This is a genomic window from Pseudomonas sp. LBUM1651 (assembly GCF_059716135.1).
In genome coordinates this window covers 1,805,887-1,820,032 of record NZ_CP166805.1, presented here as the reverse complement: position 1 = coordinate 1,820,032, position 14,146 = coordinate 1,805,887, and the positions used below count along the sequence as shown (strand labels likewise).

16 protein-coding genes and 1 riboswitch are annotated in these 14,146 nt (G+C 61.9%); of the genes, 2 read left to right on the top strand and 14 right to left on the bottom strand.

Annotated features, from left to right (window positions below):
- Positions 1-28: 28 nt before the first annotated feature.
- The 11 genes from ACA066_RS08440 to cobO form a co-directional block, all read right to left on the bottom strand.
- Positions 29-433, bottom strand: a complete 405-nt coding sequence (locus ACA066_RS08440) for a MarR family winged helix-turn-helix transcriptional regulator (protein ID WP_497698844.1) — start codon at positions 431-433, stop codon at positions 29-31.
- A 153-nt stretch (positions 434-586) separates the two neighbouring features.
- On the bottom strand, positions 587-1,321 hold the full coding sequence (locus tag ACA066_RS08435; RefSeq protein ID WP_497698843.1) for an adenosylcobinamide-GDP ribazoletransferase: 735 nt from the start codon (positions 1,319-1,321) through the stop codon (positions 587-589).
- Between the two features lie 2 nt (positions 1,322-1,323).
- Entirely contained in the window at positions 1,324-1,899 is a 576-nt protein-coding gene (gene cobC, locus ACA066_RS08430; RefSeq protein WP_497698842.1) for an alpha-ribazole phosphatase family protein, read from the bottom strand.
- Positions 1,896-2,951 carry a nicotinate-nucleotide--dimethylbenzimidazole phosphoribosyltransferase gene (gene cobT, locus ACA066_RS08425; RefSeq protein ID WP_497698841.1) on the bottom strand — a complete coding sequence of 352 codons (1,056 nt, stop codon included), beginning with the start codon at positions 2,949-2,951 and terminating at the stop codon, positions 1,896-1,898. The genes cobC and cobT overlap by 4 nt, the downstream gene beginning before the upstream one ends.
- A complete protein-coding gene (gene cobU, locus ACA066_RS08420; protein WP_497698840.1) occupies positions 2,948-3,469 on the bottom strand; it encodes a bifunctional adenosylcobinamide kinase/adenosylcobinamide-phosphate guanylyltransferase in 522 nt (173 codons plus the stop codon). The genes cobT and cobU overlap by 4 nt, the downstream gene beginning before the upstream one ends.
- 148 nt (positions 3,470-3,617) lie before the next feature.
- Positions 3,618-5,069, bottom strand: a complete 1,452-nt coding sequence (locus ACA066_RS08415) for a cobyric acid synthase (RefSeq protein WP_497698839.1) — start codon at positions 5,067-5,069, stop codon at positions 3,618-3,620.
- A complete protein-coding gene (gene cobD / locus ACA066_RS08410; RefSeq protein WP_497698838.1) occupies positions 5,066-6,058 on the bottom strand; it encodes a threonine-phosphate decarboxylase CobD in 993 nt (330 codons plus the stop codon). Before cobD ends, ACA066_RS08415 begins: the two co-directional genes overlap by 4 nt.
- Complete coding sequence (gene cbiB, locus ACA066_RS08405) at positions 6,051-6,959, bottom strand: adenosylcobinamide-phosphate synthase CbiB (RefSeq protein ID WP_497698837.1); 909 nt, start codon at positions 6,957-6,959, stop codon at positions 6,051-6,053. Before cbiB ends, cobD begins: the two co-directional genes overlap by 8 nt.
- Positions 6,956-7,606: a 5,6-dimethylbenzimidazole synthase gene (gene bluB, locus ACA066_RS08400; protein ID WP_497698836.1), complete on the bottom strand. Its 651-nt coding sequence runs from the start codon at positions 7,604-7,606 to the stop codon at positions 6,956-6,958. Before bluB ends, cbiB begins: the two co-directional genes overlap by 4 nt.
- Complete coding sequence (locus ACA066_RS08395) at positions 7,603-8,928, bottom strand: cobyrinic acid a,c-diamide synthase CobB (RefSeq protein ID WP_497698835.1); 1,326 nt, start codon at positions 8,926-8,928, stop codon at positions 7,603-7,605. Before ACA066_RS08395 ends, bluB begins: the two co-directional genes overlap by 4 nt.
- Complete coding sequence (gene cobO / locus ACA066_RS08390; RefSeq protein WP_074874701.1) at positions 8,925-9,536, bottom strand: cob(I)yrinic acid a,c-diamide adenosyltransferase; 612 nt, start codon at positions 9,534-9,536, stop codon at positions 8,925-8,927. Before cobO ends, ACA066_RS08395 begins: the two co-directional genes overlap by 4 nt.
- A gap of 80 nt (positions 9,537-9,616) precedes the next feature.
- A riboswitch (cobalamin riboswitch) is annotated at positions 9,617-9,851 on the bottom strand.
- 154 nt (positions 9,852-10,005) lie between these two features.
- Here cobO and ACA066_RS08385 point away from each other — a divergent pair.
- Together ACA066_RS08385 and ACA066_RS08380 are read left to right on the top strand one after the other, a co-directional pair.
- Complete coding sequence (locus ACA066_RS08385) at positions 10,006-10,590, top strand: hypothetical protein (RefSeq protein ID WP_497698834.1); 585 nt, start codon at positions 10,006-10,008, stop codon at positions 10,588-10,590.
- A gap of 68 nt (positions 10,591-10,658) precedes the next feature.
- On the top strand, positions 10,659-11,972 hold the full coding sequence (locus tag ACA066_RS08380) for a PQQ-dependent sugar dehydrogenase (RefSeq protein WP_497698833.1): 1,314 nt from the start codon (positions 10,659-10,661) through the stop codon (positions 11,970-11,972).
- Between the two features lie 10 nt (positions 11,973-11,982).
- On the opposite strand, the gene ACA066_RS08375 is transcribed toward ACA066_RS08380, so the two are convergent.
- The 3 genes from ACA066_RS08375 to ACA066_RS08365 form a co-directional block, all read right to left on the bottom strand.
- Entirely contained in the window at positions 11,983-12,636 is a 654-nt protein-coding gene (locus ACA066_RS08375) for an O-methyltransferase (protein WP_497698832.1), read from the bottom strand.
- Positions 12,637-12,651: 15 nt separating this feature from the next.
- Positions 12,652-13,188, bottom strand: a complete 537-nt coding sequence (locus ACA066_RS08370; protein WP_497698831.1) for a C40 family peptidase — start codon at positions 13,186-13,188, stop codon at positions 12,652-12,654.
- Between the two features lie 221 nt (positions 13,189-13,409).
- Positions 13,410-14,051 carry a C40 family peptidase gene (locus ACA066_RS08365; RefSeq protein WP_497698830.1) on the bottom strand — a complete coding sequence of 214 codons (642 nt, stop codon included), beginning with the start codon at positions 14,049-14,051 and terminating at the stop codon, positions 13,410-13,412.
- Positions 14,052-14,146: the final 95 nt, after the last annotated feature.

Sequence of the window (14,146 nt, the reverse complement as noted above, 5' to 3'; positions counted from 1 at the left end):
TACCCGCTTAAGATCGGAAAAACCGGCGTCAGGCCAGTTCGTCCAGCAGCTTCAGCAAGATTTCGCGTTTTTCGGCACCCAGTCGATCAACCAGTCGCTGCTGCGCCGCCTCCCAGGCTGGCAAAGCCGCTGTCAGGCGTTCAGCGCCGGCCTCGGTCAGCTTGACGATGCGATTGCGCATGTCTTCGCCCTCGACCAGCATGACCAGGCCTTCGCCCTCCAGCACTCGCAGATTACGACCGAGGGTGCTGCGATCCAGGCCCATGGCTTCCGCCAGGCTGGAAATACTCGGTTCATTCAGACGCTGCAGATTACACAGCAAAGAATACTGGGCAACGTTGATTCCGAAGCCGTCGAGAGCACCGTCGTAATGCCTGCTGACGCCACGGGCGGCGCGACGCAGGTTGATGCATAAACATTGAGAGTCGAGCATGGCGCGTGTATATACCCGCGGTTGAGAGAATGCAAATTCTGGATATAAAACCCTGTAGGAGCAAGGCTTGCCCGCGAAGAACGATTACCCGGTTTGCCTGCAAGACAGCGGTATGGCCTTCGCGGGCAAGTCGGATCGCCGCACCGCTCGCTCCTACAAAAACAAAGCAATACCCACAAGTAGTACAACCTCCAGCAACTCCAGCAACGCCCCCGCCGTATCGCCCGTCGTCCCGCCCAATCGCCGAAGCATTACTTGCCGCAGCCAAACGAAAACCAGCGCCGCCAACACCACAGCCAAAACACCACTGAGCCCGGCAATCAACACACAACCCAACGCACTGACCGCCAGCACCCACTTGCCCGCCAATCGCGGAAGATGATCGGCCAGCGCCTGCCCCAAACCACCGGCCCGCACATACGGCGTGGTCAGGAACAACCCCAACAACGCGGCACGGCCAATCAACGGAACGATGATCAGGAAAACGCTGTGTTGTTGCTCGATCAATGCCAGCACCGCGGCGAACTTAAGCAGCAACACCAGCACCAGCGTCACCACCGCGATCGGACCGCTGCGCGGATCTTTCATGATCGTCAGCGTGCGTTCACGGTCGCCGAATCCACCGAGCCAGGCATCAGCGCTATCGGCCAGACCGTCGAGGTGCAACGCTCCGCTGAGCAACACCCAAACCGTCAGCAACAACGCCGCGTGCAGCAACAACGGAGTGCCGAGCAACAGCCAGTTCAGCGCCCACAAAATCGCGCCAAACAGCAGCCCCACCAACGGATAAAACAGCAGCGAACGCCCCAACTCCTGTGGCGCCGGCATGCCCGGCAGACGAATTGGCAGACTGCTCAAAAATTGCAGGGCGATCCAGAACGGCAACATGATCAGCTCGCTTCCTTGAGGATGACACCGGTCTCGACGCTCAGAGAAAACAGCGCACCATGGCCAACTTCAACGTTGAGCAACTGCTCACGTGGCAATCCCCGCGCCTGCGCGAGCAACAAACGCATGACGCCGCCATGGCTGATCAACAAAACACGTTCGCCCGCATAGGCCTCGTGCAACCGAGCGACGGCCGCCAATACCCGCGTCGAAAAATCCTCGACCCGCTCCCCATGAGGTGGCGTAAACGAATAAGGGTCGGCCCAGAACAGGCCCAGGGCTTCGGCATCGGTTTCCATCAACGCCGCCGCGCTCTGCCCTTCCCACGCGCCGAAATGCAGTTCCTGCAGATCCTTATCCAGCTGCACGGGCAAACCCAGTTGCGCCCCGAGTTCTACTGCGAACCGCGCACAGCGTTGCAGCGGCGAACTGACCAGGCGATCCCAAGGCCCCTGATCGACCACCGCCGCGCGCATCTGCGCCCAACCTGTGTCGGTCAACGCATCGTCGAGGCTGCCGCGCAGGCCGCCGCCGAGTTCGGTTTCGCCATGGCGCAACAGGTCAAGGCGCAAGGTCATGCCGGACGATCCGCCACGGCCGCTTCGGCGAACGTCGCCATTTGCCCGTGAAGGTCGCACGCCAGGCGCAACAGCGGCACAGCCAACGCGGCGCCGCTGCCTTCGCCCAGACGTAGACCGAGGTCCAGCAAGGGTTCGGCGTTCAGGGTTTCCAGCACGTGGCGATGACCCGGCTCGGCGCCGCGATGACCGAACAACAGCCACGGCCGGCAGTCAGGATTCAAGCGCACCGCCACCAACGCAGCGACGCTGCAAATGAACCCGTCCACCAGCACCGCCACGCCTTCCTGGGCACACGCCACATACGCGCCAACCAGCGCTGCAATTTCGAAACCGCCGAGGTTGAACAGGGTTTGCAGCACGTCGCCACGCTGAGCGCTGTGCAAGGCCAAAGCGCGTTCGATGACCTGGGCTTTATGGCTGACACCCGCTGCGTTCAGGCCAGTGCCCGGCCCGGTCAAGTGCACCACCGGGCAATCCAGCAACGCACAGGCCAACGCACTGGCCGCCGTGGTGTTGCCGATGCCCATCTCGCCACCGATGAACAACTGCGCACCGGCGGCGATGGCCCGCTGCACGCTGTCACGACCGGCGCTCAAGGCGAGTTCGCCCTGCGCTTGAGTCATGGCCGCGCCTTCAACAAAATTCGCGGTGCCCGCGCCAATGTTCAAGTGACGCACGCCCGGCAGATTCAACGACGGCGTCACCGTGCCGAGGTCGACCACTTCGAGGGAAGCGCCGAGCTGGCGCGCCAACACACTGATCGCCGCGCCACCGCTGACGAAGTTGTGCAGCATCTGCCCGGTAACTTCCTGGGGAAACGCCGACACGCCTTTGGCAACGACGCCATGGTCACCGGCAAAAATCGCGATCCACAGCTGATCCAGGCTCGGTTTGACCTGCCCCTGCAACCCGGCCAATTGCACCGCCACCGACTCGAGCCGCCCAAGGGAGCCGGCGGGTTTGGTCAGCTGCTGTTGCCGTGCCTGGGCCTGTTCGACAGCGTGGGCGTCAACCGGCTTGCACGGGTTCAGCCACCAGGATTGAGTCATAACGCAGTTCCTTTCAAAGTCAGGGGCAGGCCGGCGACGGTCAGGACGACTCGCTGACAGCGCTCGGCCAAGGCTTGATGCAGCCAACCGGCTTCATCGACATAGCGGCGAGTCAACTCGCCCAGCGGCACGACACCCATTCCGGTCTCGTTGCTGACAAAAATGATTTCGCCCGGCAATTCAGCCAGGCAGTCCAGCAAGGCTTCGCGCTCGGCGGTCAGTCGCTCGGGGTTGTCGAGCATCAGCAGATTGGTCATCCACAGGGTCAGGCAATCCACCAGCAGGCAACGATCGGCGCGGGCGGTTTCGCGCAGGACGCGGGCGAGTTCAACGGGCTCTTCGATCAACGCCCATTCGGCCGGACGGCGTGCGCGGTGATGGGCGACCCGTTCATTCATTTCACCGTCCAGGGGTTGACTGGTGGCGATGTAAGTCACGTGCAGGTGGCTGTCGGAAGCGAGTTTCTCGGCCAGGCGACTTTTGCCGGAGCGGGCGCCGCCGAGGATCAGTTGCAGCATGGTTCATTCCTTCAAATAGGCGGTGTGGCGGCGGGCCTCTTCGCGGGCAAGCCCTGCTCCTACAGGTTTTGTGTTGAGTCGTGATGTTGTGGTCGACGCAAAACCTGTAGGAGCGAGGCTTGCCCGCGATGAGGCCGGAACAGTCGCCTCAAATTCCGCAGAGCTCACGCAACAGCCGGGTATCCAGATGTTTCTCCACCAAATCTGCCAGCCGCTCGATATCACGCTCGCGCAACCCGTGGTAATCCACTTCCTGTACATCCTGCAAACCCGCCCACCGCAACAGCGCACTGCACGCCGCCGGCGATTCGAACAGGCCATGCAGATAGGTGCCGAAAATCTGCCCGTCGCCACTTTGCGCGCCGTCGCAACGACCATCGTCCAGCTGCACGGCGGCATTTTCCAATGCAGTCCCGGTGGTCACGCCGGCATGAATTTCATAGCCGCTGACTTCAGCATTCTCCAGCGCCAGGCGCCCGCGCACATTGCGCAGTTGTTTCTCTTCTTCGAGCTGCGTTTCGAACGCCAACAAACCCAGACCGGCACTGGAGCCCGGCGCACCTTCGAGGCCCAACGGGTCGTGCACCTGCTCACCGAGCATCTGCAGACCGCCGCAAATCCCCAACACCTTTCCGCCGTAGCGCAAATGCCGGGCGATGGCGGTGTCCCAGCCATTGGCGCGCAAATACGCGAGGTCACTGCGCACGCTTTTCGAGCCGGGAAGAATGATCAGGTCAGCGGGTGGAATCGCCTGGCCGGGGCCGATGAATTGCAGGTCGACTTGCGGGTGCAGGCGCAGCGGATCGAAATCGGTGTGGTTGCTGATGCGCGGCAACACCGGCACAACGACCTTCAGCACCTGATCGGCCTTGTCGGTCTGACGCTGATCGATGCCGTCCTCGGCCTCCAGATGCAGGTCCATCACGTACGGCAAAACGCCAATCACCGGTTTGCCGGTGCGTGCTTCCAGCCAGTCGAGGCCCGGTTGCAGCAAAGCGATGTCGCCGCGAAAACGGTTGATGATGAAGCCTTTGATCCGCGCCTGCTCGCTCGGCGACAGCAGTTCCAGGGTGCCCACCAGATGCGCGAAGACCCCACCGCGATTGATGTCGGCGATCAGCACCACCGGGCAATCCACTGCCTCGGCGAAACCCATGTTGGCGATGTCGCCGGCACGCAGATTGATCTCGGCCGGCGAGCCTGCGCCTTCGACCATGACCACCGGATACGCCGCGCTCAGCCGCGCATGGGAGGCCAGCACCGCTTGCATGGCGATGGCTTTGTAGTCGTGATACGCGACCGCGTTCATCGTCGTGACGGCGCGACCATGAATGATCACTTGCGCGCCGGTGTCGCTGTTGGGTTTGAGCAGCACCGGGTTCATGTCGGTGTGCGGTTCGAGATGGGCGGCCTGAGCCTGCACCGCTTGTGCACGTCCGATCTCGCCACCGTCGGCGGTCACGGCACTGTTGAGCGCCATATTCTGCGGCTTGAACGGCACGACGCTTACGCCCTGACGCGTGACCCAGCGACACAGCGCCGTTACCAGTGTGCTTTTACCGGCGTCGGAGGTGGTGCCTTGCACCATCAACGTAGTCATCGGGTTTCCTTGGCGTAGGCGTCGAACGCTTGATCGAGTCGGGTCCAGTCGGCTTCTTCGCCGGGCAAGCCGAAACGCAGGCTGCTGTTGTGGGTGAACAACCTCAACAGAATGCCGTGCCGGGCCATGAACTCATGCAATTCTTCGGCGCGTTCGGTGGTCAGCCACTGAAACAGGGCGCAACCGCCCTGAGGTTTGAAACCGTGTTTTTCCAGCAGCACCGCCAGACGTTCGCTGGCTTGTTCGGTACGCACACGCTGCCTGGCGTGGCCTTCGGTATCCTGCAGACAGGCTCGCCCCAACACACGAGTAGGTCCGCTGACGGCCCAGGGCCCGACTTGTTCGGCGAGCAATCTGAGCAACTTGCGCTCCGCCAGCACGAACCCCAACCGCACACCGGCCAAGCCGAAAAACTTGCCGAAAGAGCGCAGCACGATCAAGCCGACCTGATGGGCACACGGCGCCAGGCTCAGCTGTGGTGTGTTGTCCATGAACGCTTCGTCCACCACCAGCCAGCCACCGCGCTGGGCCAGTCTGGAATGCCAATCGAGAAGGCGACTCGGGGTCAGGCTCAGGCCCGTGGGATTGTTCGGGTTGACCACCACCAGTACGTCGAGGCTGTCGAGGAAGAAGTCGACCTCCTGCTCCACCACTTCACGCACGATGTAGCCACTGCGGCGCCAGGCTTCGGCGTGTTCGGCGTAACACGGCGACAGCACGCCGACCTTGCCGACCCGGCGCAAACGCGGCAGCAACTGGATCGCCATTTGCGAACCGGCCACCGGCAGCACCTGCGCGGCACCGTAATACTCGCAGGCGGCTTGTTCCAGTCCGTCATCGGTTTCCGGCAATCGCGCCCAGGCGCGCAACGGAATGTCGGGGACCGGAAACGGCCAGGGCGCGAGGCCGCTGGACAGGTCGAGCCAATCGGCTTCGGCGATGCCGTATTCGAGTGCGGCCTTACGCAACCGTCCACCGTGTTCAAGCATAGAATTCAGCCCCCACGCAGAGAATCAGCAGCCATAACCATACCCCGCGCTGGATCAATTGCCAGCCTCGGTCAATGGAGTCGGCGTCCGCCGGCGCGCCTTCGCCCAGTTGCGGACGCTGATGCAGTTCACCGTGATAAATCGCCGCCCCGCCCAACTCGACACCCAGTGCACCGGCACCTGCGGCCATCACCGGACCGGCGTTCGGGCTGTCCCAGGTCGGGCCTTGGGTACGCCAGCATTTCAGGGCGAGTCGGGTTTTGCCCAGCAGCGCGTAGGTCAATGCCACCAGTCGCGCAGGAATATAGTTGAGCACGTCGTCGATCTTCGCCGCGGCCCAGCCGAAACGTTCGAAGCGCTCGTTGCGATAACCCCACATCGCATCCAGCGTATTGCTCAATCGGTAGAGCACCACGCCGGGCGCGCCGGCCACAGCAAACCAGAACAGCGCGGCAAACACCGCGTCGCTGCCGTTCTCCAGAACGGATTCGGTGGCGGCGCGGGCGACTTCGGTTTTATCCAGTTCACTGGTCTGGCGACTGACCAGGTAACCGACACGCGTGCGCGCTTCCTCCAGATCATCACTGCGCAGCGCCTTGGCCACAGGCTCGACGTGTTCACCGAGGCTACGCAGGCCGAGCGCGCAATAAAGCGCGAGAATCTCGACGATCCAGCCAACATAAGGCGCCCAGGAAAAGGCCGTGGCGAGCAAGGTCAGCGGCACGACCGCGATCACCCAGGCGGTCACGCCATGGCTGCGCCAGCCGCGTCCACCGCCATTGAAACGTTGTTCGATGCGGTCGGCAAAACGGCCGAACGCCACCAGCGGATGCCAGCGTTTGGGTTCACCCAGCAGCGCATCCAGCGCAACCGCGGCGACACTCAACAACGCCACACTCATTGACTCACTCCCCAATAATTTTCATACAGCAATTCGCTTAGCGGACGCGCCTGCGCCCAGCCTTCGAGTACCAGCATCGGCGCCGGATAGAATTCCTTGACCGGCCCGAGGCAAAGAATCGCCAAAGGCTTGGCCCCGGCGGGCAAACCCAGCAGGTCGGCCAGGGCTTGCGGCTCGAATAAAGAGACCCAGCCCATGCCCAGTCCTTCGGCACGGGACGCCAGCCACAGGTTCTGGATTGCGCAGGACAGCGAGGCCATGTCCATTTCCGGCAAGGTGCGGCGGCCGAAGATGTGGCGCTCGCGATCGTCCATCAGCGCGGCGACCAACACCTCGGCACAGTCGTTGATGCCTTCGACTTTCAGCTTCATGAATTCGTCGGTGCGTTCGCCGAGGGCTTCGGCGGTGCGGATGCGTTCTTCTTCCACCAGCAACTGGATCTTGCCGCGCAGGGCGCGATCGCTGATGCGGATGAATCGCCAGGGCTGCATCAGGCCGACGCTTGGGGCCTGATGCGCAGCTTCGAGCAGACGCCGGAGCAACTCGGGTTCGATGGTGCCGCCGCTGAAGTGGCGCATGTCGCGGCGTTCGGCGATGGCTCGATAGACCGCTGCGCGCTCGGCTTCGGAGAAGACGTTGTCGGTCATGGCCTGCTCGCGAAGGCGATCGCAAGATCAGGCGCAAACAACGCGGCTACAACCGTCGGATTGGACGGGAAATAAAAATGCACATAAGAAGCCGTCATCCGCCCCTCACGATAAACCGCTTCCGCGCCCCGCCCCCCATTCGGGCTCAGGCCACGAGCAATCGGCTCAAGCTCGGTACTGGTCAACGAATGGTGATAGGTATGCCCACGCAGCGAACCTTCCGGCAACTCGACCGCCTGCAACGCCAGTGCCGCCAGCCGTTTCTGCATCACCGCATCACCGGCCAGCAAACCGACCAGCTCTGCGCGAGTGCCTTCGACATCGGTCAGCGAGTCGAGCAAATACAGCATGCCGCCACACTCGGCCAACAACGGTTTGCCCGCCGCGTGGTGAGCGCGGATGGCGTTGAGCATCGGGGTGTTCTGCGCCAGCGCCACATGGTGCAATTCCGGGTAGCCGCCCGGCAGATAGAGGCTGTCAGCCTCCGGCAACTGCGCGTCGCGGATCGGCGAGAAAAACAGCAACTCGGCGCCCATGGCCCGCAGCAAGTCCAGACTTGCGCCGTAGGTGAATGCGAAGGCTTCGTCGCGGGCCACGGCAATCCGCACACCGGCCAGCAACGGCTCGGCAGCGATCACGTCCGGCGCGGCGAATTCCACTGCGGGTGGCAGCGCGACTTCGCAACTGCTGGCCAAGGCATCGGCCGCCGCATCGAGGCGCAGATCGAGATCATTCAATTCACTGGCCTGAACCAGACCGAGGTGCCGACTCGGCAATTCAATCCCGGTTTCCCGGGACAACGCGCCGTACCAGCGCAAGCCTTCAGTGAGGCTGCCTTCAAGCAATTGCGCATGGCGCAAGGTGCCCACACGGTTGGCCAGCACTCCGGCGAACGGCAAGTCCGGCTGATACTTCGCCAACCCCAACGCCAGCGCACCAAAGGTCTGCGCCATCGCCGTGCCGTCGATCACCCCGAGCACCGGCACACCGAAATGCCGCGCCAGGTCAGCGCTGGAAGGCGTTCCGTCGAACAAGCCCATGACGCCTTCGATCAGGATCAGATCCGCTTCGCCGGCGGCTTCCCATAACAGTCGACGACTTTCCTGCTCGCCGACCATCCACATGTCCAGTTGATAGACCGGCGAACCGCTGGCGCGCTCGAGAATCATCGGATCGAGAAAGTCCGGGCCGCATTTGAACACGCGCACCTTGCGCCCCTGATTGCGATGCAAACGGGCCAGCGCGGCGGTGACGGTGGTCTTGCCCTGACCAGAGGCCGGCGCGGCAATCAAGACCGCCGGGCAATGACGTGCTTGATTCACAGCTCGACGCCTTTTTGCGCTTTGATTCCGGCCTGGAAGGCGTGCTTGATGACGCCCATTTCAGTGACTGTGTCGGCCAGTTCGATCATTTCCGGCTTGGCGCCGCGACCGGTGACCACCACGTGCTGCATCGGCGGACGGGCCTGCAAGTCGCTGAGCACCTGATCGAGGTCGAGGTAGCCGTGCTTGAGGGCGATGTTCAACTCATCCAGCACCACCAGACCGATCGACGGATCACGCAACAATTCACGGGAAACGGCCCACGCGGCTTCGGCGGCGGCGATGTCACGCTGGCGGTCCTGGGTTTCCCAGGTAAAGCCCTCGCCCATCACATGAAAACGCACCTGCTCGGGAAAGCGCCGGAAAAACAGTTCTTCGCCTGTGCTGTTACGGCCCTTGATGAACTGCACCACGCCGCACTGCATGCCGTGGCCCATGGAGCGGGCGAGCATGCCGAACGCCGAGCTGCTTTTGCCTTTGCCGTTGCCGGTCAGCACCAGCAGCAGGCCGCATTCATTCGGCGAATTGGCGATGCGTTCGTCGATCACGGCTTTTTTGCGCAGCATGCGCGCCAGATGGCGTTCGTCACGATCGGGAGTATCAGTCATGGGGAGCTCTCCGTTGAGGCTGGATAACGGCGGGCAGGCACAAGAATAGACGGCAAGAAGCCTGGCATCGCCCACCGTGATGCCGCTGGATGGATCAGGCCGGTCTCCGGGCTCATGAGCGGCGTTTCGCCTGACTGCGCGCCTTCCCATGCCGATATCGACACAGTGGCAAAAATGCTCAGTCTTCACTCATTTACCGTTGCGGGGGCAGCGCCGGGATCGTGATTGTTCATGAATTGAACGAACGCACTCACCGGCTTCCCTGTTTCACTCTGTCGACCAAGGCCACAGAGCACCTGAAACAAGCCGCGAAGGTTAGAGGGTTGGGGGTGGAGCGTCAATTAAAGCCGGGACGCCGTCGGGCGAATAACTGCCGTCGATCAATTAACTGACGCCAATCTTGTGCCACACTCTCAGCGGTGATATCAAAGAGCCACAACCCCACATCACAATAACAAGGGTAAGCCACATGCAAGGCATGATCATCAGCAATCCGAAGCTGGAATTCCTGCGCCCGGTTCTCGAACGCTGGTTTGACTGTATCGACCGTTACAACGCCGTGCGCGGCGATAACGACACGCCTTACTGGTACGACGAAAAAGCCAACCTCGGCTTGCTCTCGGCCGCCGCGTGGATGGCGGAAATGGTCACGCTGCAACAGACACCGACCCGCAAACAGAACGAGGAAGGCGAACGCAACGCCCGCGCCGACCTGTTCATCGCCACCAGCGAAGAACGCGCCTACCTTCAAGCCACGCAACGCTGGCCACGGGTCAACAACCTGAACCTGACACAAGCGCTGGCCGATATCACCAGCGACGCCAGGCGCATCAGCTACACCAGCGACCTGAAACTCGGCTGCCTGTTCGTTGCACCGCAAAAAGCCCAGCACGGCGCTACCCCGGAAGAACTCCAGGACATGGTCGACGACCTGCAAAAGGAACACTCCTGCGCCGTCGCCTGGTATTTCCCCTACGCGTATCGCAAGTTGCGCAATGAAGCGGGCAACTATCACCCCGGCATCGCCGTGCTGTTCAAGGAAGCCCGCGGCTGACCGGTTGAACCATCGCGGGTCTGCGCTTCTCTATTGATCAGGTCACTGCATTTTTAGGGAAGATCAGCATGCGCAAGCCCCCGCTCGTTCTCGTCATCGCCCTCGCCGGAGGGCTCGCCGCCTGCGGTGAAACCTCCAGACTGCAAGTCTCCGACGGCACCGGCCCGTCGCCCCAACTGCCAGAGCCGAACAAGACCCTGATCCCGACGGTGAACATCGCCCCGGCGATCGGCTGGCCGGACGGGGCGAAACCCACCGCCGCCGCGGGCACTCAGGTGGCGGCGTTCGCCGAAGGCCTCGATCACCCGCGCTGGCTGTACGTGCTGCCGAACGGTGACGTGCTCGTCGCCGAAACCAACGCGCCGCCCAAACCCGACGATGGCAAAGGCGTTAAAGGCTGGGTCATGAAGCAAGTCATGGGCCGCGCGGGTGCCCGCGTGCCGAGCCCGAACCGCATTACGCTGTTGCGGGACAAGGACCATGACGGCATCGCCGAAACCCGTACGGTGTTTCTGGAAAACCTCAATTCGCCCTTCGGCATGACCCTGGTGGGCAATGACCTGTATGTCGCCGACACGGACCGCTTGCTGCGCTTCCACTATGAAAATGGCGACACGGCAATCAAGTCGCAGCCGATCAAAGTGGTTGATCTGCCGGGCGGCACGCTGAATCACCACTGGACCAAAAACGTCATCGCCAGCAAAGACGGCAGCAAGCTGTACGTGACGGTGGGCTCCAACAGCAACGTCGGCGAAAACGGCATGGATCAGGAAGAAGGTCGCGCGGCGATCTGGGAAGTGGATCGCGCCACCGGCAATCACCGGATCTTCGCCTCGGGGATTCGCAATCCAAATGGTTTGGCTTGGGAGCCGCAGACCGGTGCTCTATGGACGGCCGTCAACGAGCGGGACGAAATCGGCAGCGACCTGGTGCCGGACTACATCACTTCCGTAAAAGACGGCGGGTTCTACGGCTGGCCTTACAGCTATTACGGCCAGCACGTCGACATTCGCGTCGAGCCGCAAAATCCGGACCTGGTCGCCAAGGCCATCGCGCCGGACTACGCGGTGGGCCCGCACACCGCGTCACTGGGCCTGACGTTTGCTGAAGGCAACACGCTGCCAACGCAATTCAGGGAAGGCGCCTTCATCGGCCAGCACGGCTCGTGGAACCGCAAGCCACACAGTGGCTACAAAGTGATATTCGTGCCATTCAGTGCCGGCAAGCCGACCGGGCAACCGGTTGATGTACTCACGGGCTTCCTAAATGACGAAAAGAAAGCCATGGGCAGGCCGGTGGGTGTGGTGATTGATCGGCAGGGTGACTTGCTGGTGGCGGATGATGTGGGGAACAAGGTGTGGCGAGTGTCGATAGCGAAGTAACCCCGCCATCCTACAGTTTGCGACACAGAGTTAAACCATCGCCCAACGGCAACAGCGACAGATCAACCCGCGAGTCATCCTTCAAGGCGAGATTAAGCGCCTGGATGGCGCGGGTGTCTTCACTCTCGGGATTCTGCTCAAGCACCCGCCCGCTCCACAGCGTGTTATCGAACACCGCCAGACCTCCGACGCGCAGTAGACGCAGCGCGTGCTCCAGGTAGGCTGGATAGTTAGCCTTGTCCGCATCGATGAACATCAAATCGAATTGTCCGGGCTGATCCAACTGGGCAAGGGTTTCCAGCGCAGGCGCCAGGCGCAGGTCAATTCGTTCGGCGAGCCCTGCTTCCTGCCAGTAACGGCGCGCCGTGGCGTTGTAGTCACCAGGAATGTCACAGCAGATCAGTGAACCGTCATCCGGCAATGCCGCCGCCATGCACAACGCGCTGTAACCGGTGAAGGTGCCGACTTCCAGCAAGCGCCTGGCGCCGGTGAGCTTCACCAGCAATGCAAGGAACTGCCCCTGCTCCGGCGCCACCTGCCAGCGCGCCATCGGCAGCGCCTGGGTTTCATCGCGCAAACGCTTGAGCAGCGGCGTTTCCCTCAGGGAAACGTCGAGCAGGTATTGATACAGGGAATCGTCGAGATTGAGCGTGCGAGCGGTCATGACGACCTCTGCGAATTATGGGTTACGCGCCAGATGCTCAGGTTGCAGGACACGCTTGGCGCTGAGGTAGGCTTTCTGCCAATAAGCTTTGGACAAGCTGTCGAGCTTCACCGTGCCACCCGTGGCCGGCGCATGGACGAAGCGGCCTTCGCCGACGTAGATCCCGGCGTGGCTGACCTGGGAACCGCCATTGGTGGCGAAGAAAATCAGGTCGCCGGTTTGCAGGCCTTCCTTGCCGACATTGGCCGCTTGCATGCTGATCATCTCGCGGGTGGTGCGCGGCAGTGAAATGCCGGCGACGTCACGGTAGACATAACCGATCAGGCCGCTGCAATCGAACCCGGAATCCGGCGTATTGCCGCCCCAGCGATAAGGCGTGCCGACCAGGCCCAACGCACGAAACAGCACGTCTTCTGCCTCCGGCGAAAAAGGTTGGGATGAACCGAAAACAATCGGCGCGCGAACCACCGGTGCAGGCGGCGGTGTGCGGCTGGCGCAGGCGCTGAGCAGTGCTGCGACGAACATGAGTGCGAGGCGGGCCGACATCGTCATAAGCAGAACATCCTGATCTGGCTGCGGCTTTTTTCTGCCGACAGGGCAGAAACGAAAACCGCCTGCGCAGGACGCAGGCGGTTTGCCATCAATAATAGATCAGGATTCTAGCGGGTACGCGGCAAACTTCAAGTAAGACTTTAAGTTCGCCTTACAAACTATCCGGCTACTTTGTTGCAGAGCGGCCGTTGTCGCCACTGATGTGGCGACAGGCTAGACAATTACTTGCGTGCCGTGACCACGGTCGGGGCCATCGCGAGTGCGCGCTTGGCTTCGATGAAGGTCTTGCTCCAGTAGCTGTCACCCAGGCTATCGACCCGGACACCACCGCTTTTGCGGCTGCTGGAGTGGATGAACTGGTTGTCACCGAGATAGATCCCGGCGTGACTGACACGACCGCGACGGCCGTTGGTGGCGAAGAACAGCAGATCGCCCGGCTTGAGCGCACTGCGAGCAACCAGCGGAGCGTCCACGTTGATCATTTCGCGGGTGGAACGCGGCAGGTTCATGCCGGCCTCTTCACGGAACAGGTAACCGATGAAGCCGCTGCAATCAAAGCCAGCCTCGGAGGTGCCGCCGAAACGGTAACGGGTACCGATCAGGGACATGCCACGTTCGAGGATGCTGTCGGCCAGAACCGGAAGCTGGTAGGACTTGCCATCGGCGAAGTCTGCCAGTTCTTTATCGGTGGCCATGCCGTCCTGGTAAAGAGCTTCCTGGAAAAGAACGGAAGAGGATTGCGCAGTAACTGAATTGTTAACCTGCTGTTGAGGCGCTTGCTCCGACACTGGAGAGTGGGCAGCGCAACCGAACAACAGGGTGACGAGTGCGAGAGGCACGAGGGGTGCAAAGCGATTTAGCATGGGCACGACCGTGGCTGATAGTTGTAAAGAAGCCGAGACTATGCCCACTATCATCCTCATTTGCAAATTCAATCGAACTTTATGTGACTTTCCGG